This window comes from Pseudobutyrivibrio ruminis AD2017 (assembly GCF_000424305.1).
GTDB lineage: Bacteria > Bacillota > Clostridia > Lachnospirales > Lachnospiraceae > Pseudobutyrivibrio > Pseudobutyrivibrio ruminis_B.
In genome coordinates this window covers 244196-263501 of sequence record NZ_AUJQ01000004.1, presented here as the reverse complement: position 1 = coordinate 263501, position 19306 = coordinate 244196, and the positions used below count along the sequence as shown (strand labels likewise).

Annotated in this window: 17 protein-coding genes; all 17 read left to right on the top strand. The window is 40.9% G+C overall.

Going from position 1 to position 19306, the window contains the following annotated elements:
• The first annotated feature begins 57 nt into the window (after positions 1 to 57).
• The 17 genes from G611_RS15820 to G611_RS0102905 all read left to right on the top strand — a co-directional run bounded on the left by G611_RS15820 (position 58) and on the right by G611_RS0102905 (position 19238).
• Positions 58 to 789: a ComF family protein gene (locus G611_RS15820; protein ID WP_036947886.1), complete on the top strand. Its 732-nt coding sequence runs from the start codon at positions 58 to 60 to the stop codon at positions 787 to 789.
• Positions 790 to 809: 20 nt separating this feature from the next.
• Positions 810 to 1220, top strand: a complete 411-nt coding sequence (locus G611_RS0102980) for a flagellar protein (RefSeq protein WP_028242354.1) — start codon at positions 810 to 812, stop codon at positions 1218 to 1220.
• Between the two features lie 146 nt (positions 1221 to 1366).
• Positions 1367 to 1810, top strand: a complete 444-nt coding sequence (locus G611_RS0102975; protein ID WP_028242353.1) for a hypothetical protein — start codon at positions 1367 to 1369, stop codon at positions 1808 to 1810.
• 3 nt (positions 1811 to 1813) lie between these two features.
• Entirely contained in the window at positions 1814 to 2725 is a 912-nt protein-coding gene (locus G611_RS0102970; RefSeq protein ID WP_028242352.1) for a hypothetical protein, read from the top strand.
• Between the two features lie 31 nt (positions 2726 to 2756).
• Positions 2757 to 3620: a diadenylate cyclase CdaA gene (gene cdaA, locus G611_RS0102965; RefSeq protein ID WP_081656951.1), complete on the top strand. Its 864-nt coding sequence runs from the start codon at positions 2757 to 2759 to the stop codon at positions 3618 to 3620.
• A complete protein-coding gene (locus G611_RS13695) occupies positions 3621 to 4862 on the top strand; it encodes a YbbR-like domain-containing protein (RefSeq protein ID WP_051195025.1) in 1242 nt (413 codons plus the stop codon).
• A gap of 27 nt (positions 4863 to 4889) precedes the next feature.
• Positions 4890 to 6239: a phosphoglucosamine mutase gene (glmM, locus tag G611_RS0102955; protein WP_028242350.1), complete on the top strand. Its 1350-nt coding sequence runs from the start codon at positions 4890 to 4892 to the stop codon at positions 6237 to 6239.
• A 110-nt stretch (positions 6240 to 6349) separates the two neighbouring features.
• On the top strand, positions 6350 to 6616 hold the full coding sequence (locus G611_RS0102950; protein ID WP_028242349.1) for an HPr family phosphocarrier protein: 267 nt from the start codon (positions 6350 to 6352) through the stop codon (positions 6614 to 6616).
• Between the two features lie 213 nt (positions 6617 to 6829).
• Positions 6830 to 8518, top strand: coding sequence for a 2-isopropylmalate synthase (gene leuA / locus G611_RS0102945; protein ID WP_028242348.1), 1689 nt, complete (start codon positions 6830 to 6832; stop codon positions 8516 to 8518).
• 14 nt (positions 8519 to 8532) lie between these two features.
• Complete coding sequence (gene rfbD, locus G611_RS0102940) at positions 8533 to 9393, top strand: dTDP-4-dehydrorhamnose reductase (protein ID WP_028242347.1); 861 nt, start codon at positions 8533 to 8535, stop codon at positions 9391 to 9393.
• Between the two features lie 259 nt (positions 9394 to 9652).
• Positions 9653 to 10738 carry a dTDP-glucose 4,6-dehydratase gene (rfbB, locus tag G611_RS0102935; RefSeq protein ID WP_028242346.1) on the top strand — a complete coding sequence of 362 codons (1086 nt, stop codon included), beginning with the start codon at positions 9653 to 9655 and terminating at the stop codon, positions 10736 to 10738.
• A gap of 55 nt (positions 10739 to 10793) precedes the next feature.
• Positions 10794 to 11912: a UDP-galactopyranose mutase gene (gene glf, locus G611_RS0102930; protein WP_028242345.1), complete on the top strand. Its 1119-nt coding sequence runs from the start codon at positions 10794 to 10796 to the stop codon at positions 11910 to 11912.
• Between the two features lie 34 nt (positions 11913 to 11946).
• Complete coding sequence (rfbA, locus tag G611_RS0102925) at positions 11947 to 12825, top strand: glucose-1-phosphate thymidylyltransferase RfbA (protein ID WP_028242344.1); 879 nt, start codon at positions 11947 to 11949, stop codon at positions 12823 to 12825.
• Between the two features lie 127 nt (positions 12826 to 12952).
• Complete coding sequence (rfbC, locus tag G611_RS0102920; RefSeq protein ID WP_028242343.1) at positions 12953 to 13534, top strand: dTDP-4-dehydrorhamnose 3,5-epimerase; 582 nt, start codon at positions 12953 to 12955, stop codon at positions 13532 to 13534.
• 31 nt (positions 13535 to 13565) lie between these two features.
• Complete coding sequence (locus tag G611_RS15110; RefSeq protein WP_051195024.1) at positions 13566 to 16556, top strand: GH25 family lysozyme; 2991 nt, start codon at positions 13566 to 13568, stop codon at positions 16554 to 16556.
• A 125-nt stretch (positions 16557 to 16681) separates the two neighbouring features.
• On the top strand, positions 16682 to 17965 hold the full coding sequence (locus tag G611_RS0102910; RefSeq protein WP_242824247.1) for a sugar transferase: 1284 nt from the start codon (positions 16682 to 16684) through the stop codon (positions 17963 to 17965).
• Between the two features lie 70 nt (positions 17966 to 18035).
• Positions 18036 to 19238 carry a glycosyltransferase family 4 protein gene (locus G611_RS0102905; RefSeq protein ID WP_028242341.1) on the top strand — a complete coding sequence of 401 codons (1203 nt, stop codon included), beginning with the start codon at positions 18036 to 18038 and terminating at the stop codon, positions 19236 to 19238.
• Positions 19239 to 19306 lie beyond the last annotated feature (68 nt).

Here is a 19306-nt window from a genome sequence, read left to right as displayed (position 1 = left end):
ATTCAATTACTAAATAATAGTTTGTTATCCCAAATTAGTCAATTAGGAGTATTAATAATGAACCATATTATAAAAGGTATTATAGACTCTTCCATAGATTTATTATATCCAAAACATTGCGTGTCTTGTGATAAAGTTTTATTAAAAATAGAAAAAGAAATGGGGTTTTGTAAGGCTTGCGCCAAGAAAATCAAGCTGGTAGGCCCCAATTACTGTATGACCTGTGGCGTTCCCGTGAACGAGAATGAGGAATATTGCAGTACCTGCCAAAACACGAAACATTATTTTGATCAGACGAAGGCCATCTTCAGATACACTGGTGATATGAAGGACGCAATGTATCGATTCAAGTATGCCAATAGGCGCTGCTACGGAAAGACCTTTGCATGGCACGCCATGAAGATATACGGTAATTGGATTAAGGGTATGGATTTTGATGTAATCATACCTGTTCCAATGTACGAAAAGAAGAAAAGAAAACGTGGTTATAATCAGGCGGAAGTTTTTGCAAAAAGACTGAGTGAGGTCAGCGGTATTCCAGTAGATAATGAAGTTGTTAGACGAAAAATAGATACTGTGGCTATGAAACAGTTAAATAGGCTGAAAAGAAAGAAAAATCTGTTAAAAGCTTTCACAATGGTAAAAAATGATGTACAATTTAGAAAAGTACTTATAGTTGATGATATTTATACAACTGGTTCAACTTTAGATGAGGTGGCCAGAGTTTTAAAGGACGGGGGAGTTAAAGAAGTTTATGGCCTGTGTATCTGCACAGGACAGCTTAAATAGCTAGTCAGGAGGTATTACCTATGGATGTGCGCAATTGCAGAACTTGTGGTAGATTATTCAACTATATTGGTGGACCGCCTAATATGTGTCCAGCTTGCCGAGATGAATTGGAAAAGAAATTCCAAAAGGTAAAGGAATATATCAGAGAGAATCCTAAAGCTTCTATACAGCAGATTGCTGATGATAATGAAGTAACAACAAATCAGATTCGTCAGTGGATTAGAGAGGAAAGGCTACAGTTTACAGATGATTCTGACATTGGAATCGAGTGCGAAAATTGTGGTGCGACTATAAAAACAGGCCGTTTCTGCGAGAACTGTAAGAATACTATGGCTAGCAATTTGAGCTCAGCTATAGAAAAACCAAAGGAACCAGAACCACCAAAGAAGAAGCCTGAGAACAAGAATAAGATGCGTTTCTTAGAAAAATAAAAATGTACAAATTCAAATACCTGCTAGCAAAAGCTAGTAGGTATTTCTTTTTATAGTTATTTTATGCTATACTCATTCTGTATGATTAGGTAGATTTTAAATAATAGCTCTAACTATACACAAATACCTATTAAAGAGGTCAATAGATGATAAACGAAGAACGCGTCAAACACATGACGTCCATGGCTATATTTGAAAAAGAATTTGGCCCTGATTATCAGCCTATGCTTCGCTATTCTAAAAAGGAGTACATTGCGCTTCATGGATGGGGTGGCTTTATAGCTGGTACAATCTTCTTTGGGCTTATATATGTTGCAATTGTTTTGTACATTGCAGGAAATATCCTTGATAATATCACCACCATGTACATACTTCTGATGATATTGGCCGGGCTTTTAGCTTACGCTTTGTACATCATCGTACATGTACACAACACCAGGCTTAGAGCTGCAAAACAGTATCGCCGAGGCAAAAGGCTCATCAAAGAGCTTGCCAGTAAATATTCAAAGCTGAACCTTATGTACGAGGATGAGGCACAACAAACCAGACCGTTACTTGCTAGAAATAGTGAAGATATACTAGAGGATTAATTAATGAACGCATTTATAAGAATAAGAGACGACATACGTAAATACATTCTCTCGAGAGAGATGCTTTTTATTAAAATATGGAACGGACTTATTGCACTTGTAGGTTTAATATGCATTAAGAACAATTTTGGATACAACAAAACAATTAGCCAGACATGGCTTCTTATCATAATGGCAATCGTCTGTGGATTTTTTCCAATCCAGGGTGTATCCATTGTCTTGACAATTGTACTTTTAGTAGATTTATTGTCATTGAGCACCGAAGCAGCTGTTGTTGCTCTCGGTTTTGTAGTGGCATCTTACTTAGTATGCGCTTATTTTAGAAGCAAGAACACTTATAATATAGCGACAGTTCCAATCTGTTATTCATTCCATTCACCATACGTGATTTCATTAGGAGCAGGTCTCCTTTCCAATATTAACGAGCTTTGCAGTGTTGTCTGTGGTTCCGTTACAGCTTACTACCTTCACATTGTTAAAGATAACGCTGCCGCAATCATAGATGAAACATCAGCTGTTTCAGTAGTATCCCTTCTAAACGAACAGATGCTTAAGGGCAGAATGTTTTATTTTTATCTTGTTGCAATGATTGCAATGTTTCTTATTGTATATATGTTACGTCAGTCCAATATCAATATGTCTTGGATTATCGCAAACCTGGCCGGTGTTGCTGTGGAATTCATCATCATGCTCACAGGCTTTTTGCTCACCAGTCAAAAGACTGAAATCTTAGGACTTATTTTTGGAAATATATTAGTAATTGTAGTTGGTATCATTCTTAATTATTTCATCTTAGATTTGGATTATTCCCGTATCGAAAAGGTGCAGTTTGAGGATGATGATTATTACTACTATGTAACTGCAGTTCCTAAAATAAGAATTGTAGAAGAAGAAAAAGAAGTAAAGAAAATATAACCCCCAGGCAGGGTAGTTAGGAAGTGAATCTGTGGTTGATTTCGTGAATGCTGTTGATGCCTTCATCGATGATTATTTCAACGTAAATATTCCAGATGTTTCCATCACAGATATTATTGAGATTATCATAATTACATATTTTATGTATCACCTGTTGATATGGGTGAAAAACAGCAGAGTTTGGATGCTTATTCGAGGCGTCCTTATCATCATGCTGTTTTTTGTGATTGCGGCAATCTTCCAAATGAACACAATCCTGTGGTTAGGCGAGAGACTGATTTCCGTCGGCGTCACAGTTTTAATCGTTGTATTCCAGCCCGAATTAAGACGTGCCCTTGAGCAAATCGGTCGTAGAAAAATCACATCAATGTTCTCATGGAACATTCTTAAAACTGGCGCCAAAAGATTCGATGATTCCACCATCACTGGCATGGTAACAGCCTGCTACGAAATGGGTGCAGTTAAAACTGGCGCACTTATTGTTGTTGAAAACGACATGCAGCTGACTGAATTCGAAAGAACTGGTATTAGCCTGGATGCACTTGTTACAAGACAGCTGTTAATTAACATATTCGAGAAAAACACTCCATTACATGATGGCGCAGTTATCGTGCGAGGAGACCGAGTAGTTTCGGCTACCTGCTATTTACCTCTTTCTGATAACATGGCACTTTCAAAGGATTTGGGAACAAGACACAGAGCTGCTGTTGGTATCAGCGAGGTTTCTGATTCTCTCACTATCGTAGTTTCCGAGGAAACAGGTACTGTTTCCTACGCAAGAGAAGGTCGAATAGTCAGAGACGTCAAGGAAGACGAGCTGATTGCAGAGCTTAAACGAATCCAAAATTCTGATATAGAAGTTGACGGTGTTAATGCGACAGGAAAGGAGGGTTAAATGAAACAGAAGATTATTGCAGCCCTCACAAAGGACGTCGGATTAAAGATACTTGCTTTTATATTTGCATTTTTGCTATGGCTTGTTGTGGTCAACATTGATGATCCAACCCAGACCAGAACCTTCACCGCAGTAGTTACAGTTACAAATGGTGATGTTCTTAAAAGCTCTGGTAAGCTATACGAAATAAAGGATGGCATCAACACTGTAAGCTTCAGGGTTACAGCGAAGCGTTCCATCATTGAAAAGCTCTCGCCTTCAGATTTTTCAGCTGTTGCTGATATGAACAATCTGGAAAATGAAGAGCGAATTCCAGTTACCATAGCGGCTAAATCCTATGCTAACTATATAACAATATCAAGCAAGCAGAATTACTTGTATGTGGTATTGGAAGATGAGAAGACACAAAGATTTGTTATTAGTGCTCAGACTACTGGACAGGTAGAAGAGGGATTAGCGGTAGGCACAGTTACCTGTAGCCCTACAGTCCTTACAGTTACAGGACCAGAAGAAGTGGTATCTAGTATCAGCTCAGTAGTTGCAACAGCTAACATCACAGGTGTTACCAGCAACTTCACTGAAAGCGTAATACCTAAGTTCTACACAGAACGAGGAGAAGAAGTGGACGCTAAAGAGCTTACTCTTTCAGTGTCGACGGTTTCAGTCAGCGTTACCTTCTCTAATACAAAGGCAGTTGACGTAGTGGTTAAAACAAGTGGAACTCTTTCATCAGATTTAACACTTGAATCCATAAAGACTGACCCATCGTCAGTAATGATTATTGGCGAGGCCAGCGCACTTAACGATGTTACTAGCATCACCATTCCAGAGTCAGTTATCAACCTTTCAGATTTAACAGGCTCATTTATTACAACAGTTGATATCAGCTCATACTTGCCAGAGGGAGTATCTCTTGCGGATACATCTAGCTCTAAGGTTACTATCACGGTGCTTATGGCAGGTGAAACATCTTCAACAGTGGATGTTGCGGCTGATAACATAGAATTTAAAAATGTCCCACCGGGCATGAAGGTTACACTGAATAGTAGTGATGTCAAGGTTAACGTCTTTGGAACAGAGACGGCCTTGAGTGGAATCAGTGCTAAGAATCTCAAGGGATTTGTAGATTGTTCAGGGCTTACTGCTGGTGAAGCACAAAATGCTGTTTTGCAGTTTGAAAATATTGAAGGAGTCACCATTCAAAATACTTCGGTGACAGTTAATGTTGTAGAAGATAACTAAATCTTCGCAAAGGAAATAAGGAGTAATATGGGAAGATTATTTGGAACAGACGGAGTCAGAGGAGTTGCTGGCTCAGAACTTACAATTGAACTTGCTAAGCAATTAGGACAGGCAGGCGCTTACGTTCTTACTAAGGAGGCAAGCCACCAGCCAACAATCATCGTTGGATGTGATACAAGAATTTCAGGAACAATGCTTGCTTCTGCGCTTATGAGTGGTATCTGCTCAGTTGGTGCTAACGCAGTCTACGTAGGAGTACTTCCTACACCTGCAATTGCTTACCTTACTCGCAAGCATAAGGTAGATGCTGGTGTTGTTATTTCAGCCAGCCACAACCCAATGGAATTTAACGGAATCAAATTCTTCAATGGCGAAGGTTTCAAGCTTTCAGATGCTTTAGAGGATGAGATTCAGGCTCTTATCGAAAGCAACATGGCAGGTGTTAACCTTCCAACAGGTGCAGAAATCGGTAAGATTGAATATAGATTTGACCTTGGAAGAGAGTATGTAGACTTCCTTAAGAATACAGTACCTATGGATTTATCAGGACTTAAGATTGTTATCGATTGCGCTGAGGGCGCATCTTACAGAACTTCTGTAGCTTGCCTTTCAGAGATGGGTGCTGAGCTTATCACAATCCACAACAATCCTGATGGAACAAACATCAATGCAAACTGCGGAAGCACACATATGGATGAGCTTAAGGCACGTGTAGTCGCTGAGAACGCTCAGGTTGGTCTTGCTTTCGATGGCGATGCCGACAGAATGCTTGCTGTAGATGAAAAGGGACATCTTGTCGATGGTGATCAGGTTATGGCCATCTGTGCTAAGCACATGAAGGACAAGGGTACACTTAAGAAGAACACATGCGTTGTTACAGTAATGACAAACCTTGGCTTCACACTTATGGCTAAGGAACAGGGTATCAATGTTGAGTCAACAAAGGTTGGCGATAGATACGTTTTAGAGAACATGCTTGAGCATGGTTACAATATCGGTGGTGAGCAGAGTGGACACGTTATCTTCCTTGATGATAACACTACTGGTGATGGACTTTTATCAGCACTCCACCTTCTTCGCGTAATGGTAGAAACTGGCAAGTCACTTTCAGAGCTTGCATCTATCATGGAAGTATTACCACAGGCACTTGTGAACGCAAAGGTTCCAAATCACAAGAAGGAAAGCTACATGGAATACCCAGAAATCGCAAAGGCTATCGAAGCTCTTGGCGAGAAGTTCGCTGGCGAAGGTCGTGTACTTATCCGCCCATCAGGAACAGAGCCACTTGTTCGTGTCATGATTGAAGGCAAGAACCAGGAGGAAATCGAGGCCGACGCCCACGCACTCGCCGACTTGATTACTAAGACAATTTTATAAAGTATATTCAAATCCAGTTAACAATCTTTTTTGTTCTGTAAGGAACATCTAGTGACTGAAAGAACAAAATAGATTGTGAACGTAGGATTTGTCTCAGACTAGGATAGGTTATGGTTTCAAAGAAAGTTAAAATAGTAAATGCAACTGGCTTGCATCTAAGACCTGCAGGGGTTTTATGCGAGACAGCCATGAAATACAAAAGTAAGATTTGCTTTAACACAGACAACAACTATGAGGCCAATGCGAAGTCAGTATTAAGCGTCCTTGGTGCATGTGTAAAGTCTGGTGAAGAAATAGTCATCACCTGCGAAGGCGACGACGAAGAGGAAGCTCTTGCTAAGTTGGTAGAGACAATAGAATCAGGCTTAGGTGAGTAGCTAAATGTTATAGGGATAAACCTAGTTTCTAGGTTAATTCATAGACTACAATTAGCTTAATCACGGAGATGATAAGTAGGTTGTAGTTAACAAGCTATTATAATTCTTAAGCGAGACGTGTTGTCGAGCGTAGAATTCATAATGCTTGTTAGCGTAACAACCGAGAGAACAACTTCGGGATTTAAGCGAGATACAAGACTAGGAGGAAGAATAATGTTGAACTACAAGCGTTACAAAGCGAACCCAGTGTTACAGTTTCCCGAGCGTACTTGGCCTAACAAGACGATCACCAAAGCTCCATTGTGGTGTTCAGTAGACCTACGCGATGGTAATCAAGCCCTCGTCGAGCCAATGAATGTCGACGAGAAAATGGAACTATTCGACCTCCTACTAAAATTAGGATTCAAGGAAATCGAAATTGGATTTCCAGCAGCAAGTCAGATTGAGTACGACTTCTTAAGAAAGCTTGTCAAAGAAAATAAGATTCCTTCAGATGTAAAGGTTCAGGTACTTTCACAGTGCCGTGAGGAATTAATCGACCGCACATTTGAAGCAATCCAGGGCATTCCAAATGTCATTTTTCATATTTACAATTCAACGTCTACATTACAGCGTGATGTAGTATTTAACGCCGACAAGGACGAAATCATTGAGATCGCCAAGGCCGGCACACAGATGGTAAAGGATAGATTAGATAAATATGATGGCAATCTTCAGCTTGAATATTCGCCAGAATCCTTTACAGGAACAGAAGTAGAATTTGCTTTAGATATTTGTACAGCAGTGCAGGATACATGGGACCATGCAACAGATGCCCCAATTATATTTAATCTTCCTGCAACTGTTGAAATGAATACACCTAATGTTTACGCAGACCAGATAGAATGGATGAGCACACATTTCAAGGATAGAGATAACATCATCCTTTCAATTCATCCACATAACGATAGAGGAACAGGCGTAGCTATCACAGAGCTTGGACTTCTTGCTGGCGCAGACCGTGTTGAGGGAACACTTCTTGGTAACGGTGAGCGTACAGGTAATGTTGATATCCTTACAATCGCATACAACATGTTCTCACAGGGTGTTAATCCTGAGCTTAACTTAGAGGACATCAAGGAAATCGTTGAAGTCTGCGAAAGAGTTACAAAAATGCCAACAGACGCAAGACATCCTTATGCAGGAGAGCTTGTGTTTACTGCATTCTCTGGTTCACACCAGGATGCTATAAATAAGGGTGTGGCGGCTATGAAGGATCGCCAGAACATCTATTGGGAGGTTCCATATCTCCCAATCGACCCAGCAGATATTGGTAGAAAGTACGAGCCAGTGGTTCGTATCAACAGCCAGTCTGGAAAGGGCGGCGTTGCATTCGTTATGGATTCTGTATATGGATACAAGCTTCCAAAGAAGATGCAGCGTGAATTTGCTGATATTATTCAGCGTATATCAGAAAAGGACGGCGGCGAGGTTACTCCACAGCGCATTATGGAAGCCTTCAAGAACGCATATCTTGAGAATAAGCAGCCACTTACTCTTGAGTACGTGGTTATCAAGGATGATAAGGAAACTGATGATACAGTTGCAGTTCTTGATTTCAGCTACAATGGAGAACACTTCCATTCAGAGGCTGAAGGTAATGGACCTATCGACGCTGTTAAGCTTGCTATCAAGCAGTGTGTTCCATGTCTTGACTTTACACTTATCGATTACAGTGAGCACACACTTGCACAAAGTCAGGGTTCAGGTGCAAAGGCTGCCGCATATATCGAAATGCGTGATGAGCGCCATGGTAACACAACCTTCGGCGTTGGCGTAAGCTCAAGTATTACAAGAGCTTCTATCCGCGGTATGTTTAGCGCATACAATCGTCTGATTGCAAAAGCTAAGGATTATATATAGAAGGAAGTATCAAAATGAGAAAAATTTTAGTTACAGGCTGCAACGGTCAGCTTGGCAGAGCCATCCAGAAGGAATATGGCAATGAAGTAGAATTTATTCTGACTGATGTTGTAGAGGGCGAAAAGATTTCACCTCTTAACATTATGGATTTGGATGAGGTTTTGAAGTTCGTTGAGGACAAAAAGCCAGATGTAATCATCAACTGCGCAGCAGCTACAAACGTAGACGGCTGTGAAAAGGACTGGGATTTTGCTTATAAGCTTAACGCACTTGGTCCTAGAAACTTGGCTATTGCAGCGACAAAGGTTGGTGCAAAGCTAGTTCACGTCAGCACAGATTACGTTTTCCCTGGCAACGCATCAAAGCCTATCACAGAATTTGATCAGCCAGCACCAATCAGTGCTTATGGCAAAACAAAATACGAAGGCGAGAAATTCGTTCAGCAGTTTGCTGACAAGTGGTTTATCGTTCGTACAGCATGGCTTTACGGAGATGGCAAGAACTTTGTTAAGACAATGCTTAGCCTTGCAGAAACTCATGATGAGCTTTCTGTAGTATGTGACCAGCTTGGTTCACCTACATCAGCAGCTGAGCTTGCAAGAATGATTCACCATCTTGAGCCTACAGAAAACTATGGAATCTTCCATGGCACATGTGAAGGTGATACAAACTGGGCAGATTTCACAGAAGAAATCTTCCGCATTAAGGGAATCAATGTAAAGGTTAATCACGTAACCAGCGAGGAATACAAGCGTATGAATCCTGCCAGCGCTGACAGACCACACTACAGCATCCTTGATAACTACATGCTTCGTCTCACAACAGACTACCGCATGGCCGACTGGCACGACGCCCTTCGCGAATACCTCGCGTAAGATGCGTATAGCCGCGTAATAGTTCCGTGGCTTAATCATTTTCATCGTTAACTTTAATAATTCTTAAGAATTATTATTGAATAAATAGTTTATATTATTAATTGGACTTTTCTTAGAAGAACTTAAAATAGGTTGTAGCTATCAAGCATAAATATTGCTGAAGGAGACATCCAGTCGACGAAAGCATTATTTATGCTTGAGAGCGTAACAACCGAGAGAAAAAGTAAATTAGAAAAGTCCTCACATAAAGGAGAAAAATATGAGAACATATTTAGTAACTGGTGGAGCAGGCTTCATCGGAAGTAACTACATCCACTACATGTTTAAGAAGTATGACAACGAAATCAGAATTATCAACGTAGATAAGCTTACATATGCCGGAAATCTTGAGAACCTTAAGGATATCGAGAACCGCGATAACTATACATTTGTAAAGGCAGACATCTGCGATAAGGAAGCCATCCGCAAGATTTTTGCTGAGAACGATATTGATAGAGTTGTTCATTTCGCAGCGGAGTCTCACGTTGACCGTTCTATTAAGGATCCTGAGGTTTTCGTTCAGACAAACGTACTTGGTACAGCTGTAATGCTTAACTGTGCTAAGGAAGCATGGGAGCTTCCAGACGGTACATTCAAGGAAGGCAAGAAGTTCCTTCACGTATCTACAGACGAAGTTTACGGTTCTCTTCCAGATGATGAGAATGCCTTCTTCTATGAGACAACTCCATACGATCCACATTCACCATACTCAGCTTCAAAGGCTAGTTCAGACATGCTTGTAAAGGCTTACATGGATACTTATAAGTTCCCTGCAAACATTACAAACTGCTCTAACAACTATGGACCTTACCAGTTCCCTGAGAAGCTTATTCCACTTATCATCAACAACGCACTTCACGGCAAGGATCTTCCTGTATACGGAGATGGTAAGAATGTTCGTGACTGGTTATTCGTAGAAGATCACGCTAAGGGAATCGATATGGTTCAGGAAAAGGGACGTCTTTTCGAGACATACAACATCGGTGGACACAACGAAAAGCAGAACATCGAAATCATCCACATCATCCTTGATACACTTCAGGATATGCTTCCTGAGGATGACGAGCGTCAGAAGCTTGTATCAGAGGACCTTATTAAGTATGTAGCAGATAGAAAGGGACATGACCGTCGCTATGCTATCGCTCCAGATAAGATTAAGGCCGAGGTAGGCTGGGAGCCAGAGACATGCTTCGAGGAAGGTATCAAGAAGACAATCGAGTGGTTCTTCGAGCACGAAGACTGGATGAATAACGTAACATCTGGCGACTACCAGAAATACTACAACGACATGTACAAAGATAAATAAAAAAGGCTTCTCCCTCTGGGAGAAGCTGTCAGCGTAGCTGACTGATGAGGGTAAAATGAAAAACTATGACTACTTAGTGGTAGGCTCCGGCCTTTTCGGCGCAGTATTTACCTACGAAGCAATGAAGCGTGGTAAATCCGTTCTTGTAATCGACCGTCGCGACCACATTGCAGGAAATATTTATACAAAAGAAGAAGATGGAATAAACGTACACGTATACGGTGCCCACATCTTCCACACAAGTGACAAGAAAATCTGGGAGTACATGAATCAGTTCGCTGAATTCAACAACTACATCAACTCACCAGTTGCAGTATATGGCGATGAGCTCTACAATCTTCCATTCAACATGAATACCTTCTCAAAAATGTGGGGTATCAAAACACCTGCAGAGGCTAAGGCTAAGATTGCAGACCAGATTAAAGAGCTTAACATCACAGAGCCAAAGAATTTGGAAGAGCAGGCTCTTTCATTAGTTGGTACTGATGTTTACGAAAAGCTTATCAAGGGCTACACACAGAAGCAGTGGGGCCGCCCATGTGATGAGCTTCCAGCATTCATCATCAAGAGATTGCCACTTAGATTTACATACGACAACAACTACTTTAACGATAGATTTCAGGGCATCCCAATGGGTGGTTATACTCAGATTGTTGAAAAGATGCTTAAGGGAGCAGATGTTGTACTTAATCAGGATTATTTCGAGCTTGCAAAATCAGGAAAGCTTTCTGATGGAACAGAGGTTGCTTGGAATAAGCTTGTATTTACAGGTCAGATTGATGAGTATTACGATAGCTGCTACGGCCCACTAGAATATCGTTCAGTTCGCTTTGAAACAGAAAAGCTTGACTGCGATAACTATCAGGGTAACGCAGTTGTTAACTACACTGCAGCAGATGTGCCTTACACTCGTATCATCGAGCACAAGCACTTTGAATTTGGCACACAGCCTACAACAATTATTTCAAAGGAATATTCATCTGAATGGCAGCCAGGCGTTGAACCTTACTACCCAGTAAACAACGACAAGAATAACGCTGTTTATGAGCAGTACGCAAAACGTGCATCAGAAGAAAAGAACGTAATCTTCGGAGGCCGCCTAGGCCAATACAAATACTACGACATGGACAAAGTCGTAATGGCAGCACTCGACTGCGTTAATGAAGAATTATAATTAAGCAGCTACACAACCAAATCAGGAGGAAAATATGAAAGGTATTATTTTAGCAGGTGGTTCAGGTACAAGACTTTACCCACTTACAAAGGCAATAAGCAAGCAGATCATGCCAGTATATGATAAGCCAATGATTTATTATCCATTGTCTACACTTATGCTTGCAGGTATCCGCGAAGTACTTATCATTTCTACACCAAGAGATCTTCCAGTATTTAAGGAGCTTCTTGGAGACGGAAGCCAGCTTGGCATGGACATTCAGTATGCAGTTCAGGAAGCTCCAAACGGACTTGCTGAGGCATTTATCATCGGTGCAGATTTCATCGGAAACGATGCTGTAGCACTCGTACTTGGCGATAACATTTTCTATGGCCAGTCATTCTCAAAGGTTCTTCTTTCAGCTGCAAACCGCACTGAAAACGAGCCAGGCGCTACAATCTTCGGTTACTATGTACGTGACCCAAGAGAGTATGGAGTAGTAGAATTCGATGAAAACGGCGTAGCTATTTCTATCGAAGAAAAGCCAGCTCAGCCAAAGAGCAATTACGCTGTTCCAGGTCTTTACTTCTATGACAACTCAGTTGTAGAAATCGCAAAGACAATCAAGCCATCAGCACGTGGTGAGCTTGAAATCACAGCTGTTAACAACGCATATTTAGAGAAGGGCAACCTTCACGTTGAAACACTTGGCCGTGGATTCGCATGGCTTGATACAGGAAACCACGACATGCTTCTTGCAGCTGCCGAATTCGTCAGCACATTCCAGAAGCGCCAGGGCATGTACGTATCATGCATCGAGGAAATCGCCTACAAGCGTGGCTTCATCGACAAGGACCAGCTTTTAAAGCTCGCCGAGCCACTCATGAAAACTGACTACGGCAAATATCTCGTAGACGTAGCAAATGGACTATAAAGGCTTCCCCTTGAGGGTTGCTAGGCTCCAGTGGAGCCTGTTTAGCAACGACCGAGCTGTGAGGCGAGACAAGCTGTCACCGCAGGTGACTGATGAGGTGGAAAATTAAAGTAAGGAAGTAATTAAAATGGCAATTACAGTTGAAAAAAATGTAAACGGTATTGAAGGACTTTGCGTCATCACTCCAAAGGTTTTTGGCGATGACAGAGGCTACTTCATGGAAACTTATAACGAAAACGATATGAAGGCAGAAGGCCTTGACTATGAATTTGTACAGGATAATCAGTCAGCTTCAAAGAAGGGTGTACTTCGTGGATTACACTTCCAGAAGAACTTCCCACAGGATAAGCTCGTTCGTGTAATCTCAGGTGAGGTTTATGACGTAGCTGTAGATTTACGTGAGGGCTCAAAGACATTTGGTCAGCATTACGGAATCCTTCTTTCAGCAGAAAACAAGAAGCAGTTCATGATTCCAAAGGGATTTGCACATGGTTTCTTAGTTGTTTCTGATTATGCAGAATTCTGCTACAAGGTAACAGATTTCTATCATCCAAATGATGAGGGCGGTCTTATGTTCAACGACCCTGATATCAATGTACAGTGGCCTATTCCAGAGGGAATGACTGAGGCAGATTTAATCCTTTCAGACAAGGATAAGGTTAATGCTTCTTTCAAGGATTACTGTAAAGAACATAACATGACAGTATAATTTTTAGCTTGTTAAGGGAGATGTAATTAAAATGAACGAAATTTGGGAGACAATAAGATTCTTCATTGCCAGCCATAAGGTCGCTAGCATTGCAGTGGCCAGTGTGTTAGGTGCAACAGCTGTCGGAGCTGGTGGATATGGAGTCTATAATCTTATTACAGCCGATGACGTGGCAGAAGTGGTAGATGTCGAAGACGATTATCAAGCCGAGGACGTCTATATCCCAGAATTTAAAAATGTAGTTATCACCAGCGAATCATTGGAAAAGGATTTGACCGTTTATATTTCGGATGAGAATGACAATCCTATTTCAGGAGTTCCATTCCAGGTAAAGCTTCTTACAAAGGAAGCAGCTGAGGGACTTCAGTCTTATGTAGATGCAATCAAGGACTTAGATGCTCAGATTGCAGAATACACAAAAGACTATGCTGATTTAGATGTTTCTGCAGATACACAGGCAGCTGATGATTCTTCGGCCGAAAGTGTTGAAAGCAATGATAGCGATGCACTTCCAGTAGATGGAAATGGAATCGATTTTGAAAAGCTTAAGGAACAGCAGGCAAAGAAGCGTGCTGCCGCAGAAGCTGAAGATAAGGCAAAGTCAGGTGAGAAGGAAGAAGCAAAAACTGAGGAATCAGAAAGCTCAGAGGGTGATGAATCAGCTGAACATCCTTCAATAGATGCATCTGAACTACCTAGTGATTCTGCAAAGATTACAAGAATCCTTCAGGATAGAAACGTTGATGTTACTGTTACTGATAAGGATGGAAATGTAATTGAAACACAGCATGGTGATATCAGTTCAGATCCTTTATACATGCTATATCTTGATAAGGAGACAGCTCTTCAATCTTACGCTGTAGCCCTTAAGGAAGCTGAAGGAACTGTTTATACAGATGATGACGAAGATGGTGTTATCTCAGAAAAGGACATGGAACCAGGCGATTACGTGCTTGCCCTTTTGAATGATACAGATTCAGAAGTAAGCTACGAGCCAACAGAATATGCTACTGAGGCTGAGGTAAAGGATAAGGTAGAATTTAAGGTTCAGAAGGAAATCACAAAGCAGATTAAGAAAGATAATGCTGCTGAAGATGGACAGAAGAAGGAAAAGGTTCCTGTAGAAGAAACACTTAAAGATACAGTTGAATTTGTTGAATCAAGAAAAGTTGAGAACGGCCATTCAGCTAAGGGTACTACAGATGTAGTAGCACCAAAGATGACAGCAAAGGCCAGCAAGGCAACTCTTAAGACTGACAAGGGCTTACTTACAAGAAAGCACACATTAAAGGCTGCCGAAGCTGCTAAGTTCAAAATCACTATCAACTTCGAGCTAAAGACAGCAGATGATAAGGATGTAAAGACAGTAACAATTGAAAAGGCTAAGGAATACGCAAAGGATTCAGCTATTTCATACACAGCACCAGACACATACAAGGATGGCGATGTAACATACAAGAAGGTTTCAGGACCATCTCCAGCATTCGAAAAGGTTACAAAGGATGCTACTTACACATTTGTGTACAAGGCAGAAGAGACTACGCCCGTTGCAAAGCCTAAGCATACTGTAAAGGTATATTATAAATTAGGTGAATCTAAGACTGAAATCAGTTCTAAAGAAGTTACTAAGGAAGAAGGCGAAGAGGTAACAATTACTGCTGATTCTACTTATAAATCAGGTGATGATGAATACAAACTTGATTCAGATAGTTCTCAGAAAGTAACAATAGGAACTGCTGATTCTGAAGTAGTATTTAATTATAAAAAGATTGAAAAAGCTCAAGAGCCAGTAGTTGACGAACCTCAGCCAGAGAATCCTACAGGTTATCGTGCACATGGTGCGGTAGCAGCTTCATTCAGAATAAAGGATAAGCTTATTGCCGCTAAGATTAGAAGAATTATCGCAGTAAACGCTTCAACAGGCGTAAAGGAAGAAACAGCTACTATAGAAATCTCTTACAAAGAGGGTGTATTTACAGTAAACGCAACAGCAGGTGCTCTTGCAAAGGTTACTGTAAACGGTGCAGATGTAGCAGTTAAGGATTCAAAGACAGCCACATTTGCAGCAACAAAGGATGGAGATTACGCATTTGTTGCAACTCCAAAGTGGACCGATAATGTACCAGCAACAGATGCTGAATTACTAAAGGCTACATATACAGTATCAGGTTTTGGTACAGCAACAACAGAGCAGTTAAAGGATAAAGCAGGAAACGCCTTATTCCTTGATGAAGGCTTATCAAAGCCAGCAACTGCAGCAGATTACGTAGCAGGTAAAACATACTATTACAAGGCTGCAACATACACATACTATGGATGGCAGTCAATTGATGGTAATACATTCTACTTTGACAAGAATGGTAACAAGGTAACAGGCTCTCAGGTAATCCAGGGAGTTAAATACGATTTCGGTGCAGATGGAGTTCTCATCGTAAAGGGCAACGGAATCGATGTTAGTAAGCACCAGGGCAACATCGATTGGAAGGCAGCAAAATCTGCAATCAACTTCGCAATCATCAGATGTGGTTACCGTGGTATGCATGATGGTCAGTTGCATGAGGACCCATTCTTCTACAAGAACATGTCAGGTGCAAAGGCAGCTGGAATCAATGTAGGTGTTTACATCTACTCTACAGCTCTTAACGAAGCTGAAGCTGTTCAGGAGGCTTCAATGGCAGTAGCTATGGCAGGTCGTGCAGGCGGATGTTCTTATCCAATCTATTTGGATATGGAAGATACAGTCAGAGGTCAGAGCAGTCTTTCAGTAGAACAGAGAATGGCTATCGTTAACGCATTCGTTAATACAGTTCAGTCATCAGGCTACAAGGCAGGTTTATACTGCAGCAAGAACTGGATGACAGCTAGAATGAATCCAAATGGTATACCAGGTTCATGCAGCGTATGGATTGCACAATACAATACTTCTTGTACATATTCTGGAAGAAAGAATATGTGGCAGTACTCTAGCAAGGGTTCTGTTCCTGGAATTAAGGGCCATGTAGATATGAATAAGAGTTTCTAACCAAAGGTTGAAATATTTAAAAGCTTATGAATAATACAAATACAAATATTGAAACACAAAAAAGAGTATTTCGCTTTATAAGTAGCGTGGTGTTGGTCACAGTACTAGCCACGCTCTTTGGCGTTATGTGGTACATGCAATTTAGAATGATGATGCCACTGTTTTTCTTAACTATAGGTAACTATTTGATGATAGGCCTATATACAGTCCTTAGTATTTTAGTAATCAATACATTCAAAGGATTCAGTATCGGAAGCGGAAGAATATCGATTTTATGCATGTCTCAGGCTATAGCTATGGGACTTGTAAACATGCTTGAATTCGTAATTTTGCTTTTGATGACACGTATCAAATCACTTTTATGGATAATGCTTGCATATATGATTTTGCTTACAGTAATTGACGCAGTTGCAGTATTTCTTGTCACTTACTTCAGCACAAAGGTATATAGAGCAATTTTCCCACCATTCTCACTTTTGAATATCTATGGTGAGTATGAAAATGATTTGGTATTCAAAATGAATCGCCGAGCAGATAAGTATCGTATTACGGGTGAAATGAGCTGCCAGGAGCCACTTGAGAAGATAACAAATGAGCTTCAGTATTACGATGCAGTTCTTATCAACGATGTACCATCGGAGATTCGTAATGACATAATTAAGGCTTGTTTTGCAACAGATAAGCGTGTGTACTTTACTCCTAAGATTTCTGACATACTTATTAAGGGTTCAGATGAGGTAAATCTTTTTGATACACCACTTTATCTTTGCAAGAATGTTGGAATGGATGCCATTTCAGCAACTATCAAGAGACTTGGTGATATCTTTATTTCTGGAATCGGAATAATCCTTACATCACCAATCATGATAGTTACAGCTATACTTATCCACGCTTACGACGGTGGCCCTGTATTTTATAAACAGACCAGATGCACCATCGGTGGAAAAGAATACAAAATCATGAAGTTTCGTTCTATGATTACTGACGCTGAAAAGGACGGCAAAGCCCGCCTTGCAAGTGTTAATGATGATAGAATCACACCAATCGGACACTTCATCCGTGCAACACGTATTGATGAGCTTCCACAGTTCTTCAATATTCTTAAGGGTGAAATGTCATTTGTAGGACCTCGCCCAGAGCGTCCAGAAATTATTGCCGAATATGTTAAGGAAGTGCCTGAGTTTGCATTCCGTACTCACGTAAAAGCTGGTCTTACAGGCTATGCTCAGGTTTACGGCAAATACAACACTACAAGCTATGATAAGCTTAAGCTTGATATGATTTATTGCGAGAAATGTTCAGTGCTTCTCGATATCCAGCTTATCCTTATGACTCTTCGTGTTATCTTCACAAAGGATGCAACAGAGGGCGTAGCCGAAGGTGAAACAAACGCAAACGTACATAAATAATGACGGTGGCCTGTCGTCTGTTACCTACAGACTTGGGGTACTCGTAACATCCGGGAGAATGACTACGACTATGAAAAAAGCGCTTATGCACGCCCATACGGCGTATATGGTGACACAATTTAATATAGACAACATAAAGATTTTGCAGGACTTGGGGTATACCGTGGACGTGGCTTGCTGCTGGAAGGATGATGACAGTGCACTCAGTCCAGAGGCTATGGTAGAGCGTAGAAAACGACTTGACGATTTAGGTTGTAGAGTTATCGAAACAGCCAGTCTAAGGAAGATTTTCAACATCTCAGAATTGAGAAAGGCTTACAAGCAGATAAAGACAGAGGTGGAAGCTAACAAATACGAAATTGTCCACACCCAGTCCCCAATCGGCGGTGTTATTTGTCGATTAGCTTGTAGAAAAGCAAGAAGGCTTTACGGTACAAAGGTAATATATGCCGCCCACGGTTTTCATTTCTTCAAGGGAGCGTCACTTGTAAACTGGTTAGTATATTACAATGTGGAAAAATGGTGCGCCCGCTTTACCGACCTGTTGATAACTATCAATCAGGAGGATTATGAAAACGCTAAGAAGTTCAAGGCTAAGGAAGTTGTTTATGTACCAGGTGCTGGCGTAGATACTCACAAATTTGTAGCAAGCGAAGGCGCCAGAAATAAAATCCGTACTGAGCTTGGTATAAAGGATGACGAAATAGTACTTCTATCTGTTGGCGAGCTAATCCCAAGAAAGAATCATGCAGAAGTTTTACGAGCCCTTAAAATCATGAAGGATAAAGGGGTGCTTATGCATGAGGATAGTGATGAGCGTGTTCAGCCTAAGTACAACATTAAATACTTAATCGCTGGCCGTGGAAAAATCAAAACAGAATTAGAAGAGCAGATTAAGAATCTTGGGCTTGAAGATAATGTAAAAATGCTTGGCTTCAGAACGGATGTGGCTGATGTTTTTGCAGCTAGTGATATCTACGTGTTCCCTTCACATCAGGAAGGTCTTCCAGTAGCTTTAATGGAAGCTATGAGTGTGGGAATGCCGGTAGTATGTAGCAAGATTCGAGGTAACACAGATCTTATTAAGGATGGCGAAGGTGGATATCTTTTCGATTCAAAGGATGCCAAATCCTTAGTAGCTGCCTTGAACAAGGCATTGGTTGATAACGAAACAAGACGAGCCGAAATGGGACAAATCAACGTAGAAACCATGAAGTCCTTCGACAAAACCCGCGTAAATAATGTTATGAAAGATTTATATAGTAACCTATAAAATTTAAGTGAACAAATTGTAATTAACAAGCTATTATTTTTCTGAAAGGAACATTTAGTGACTGGAAG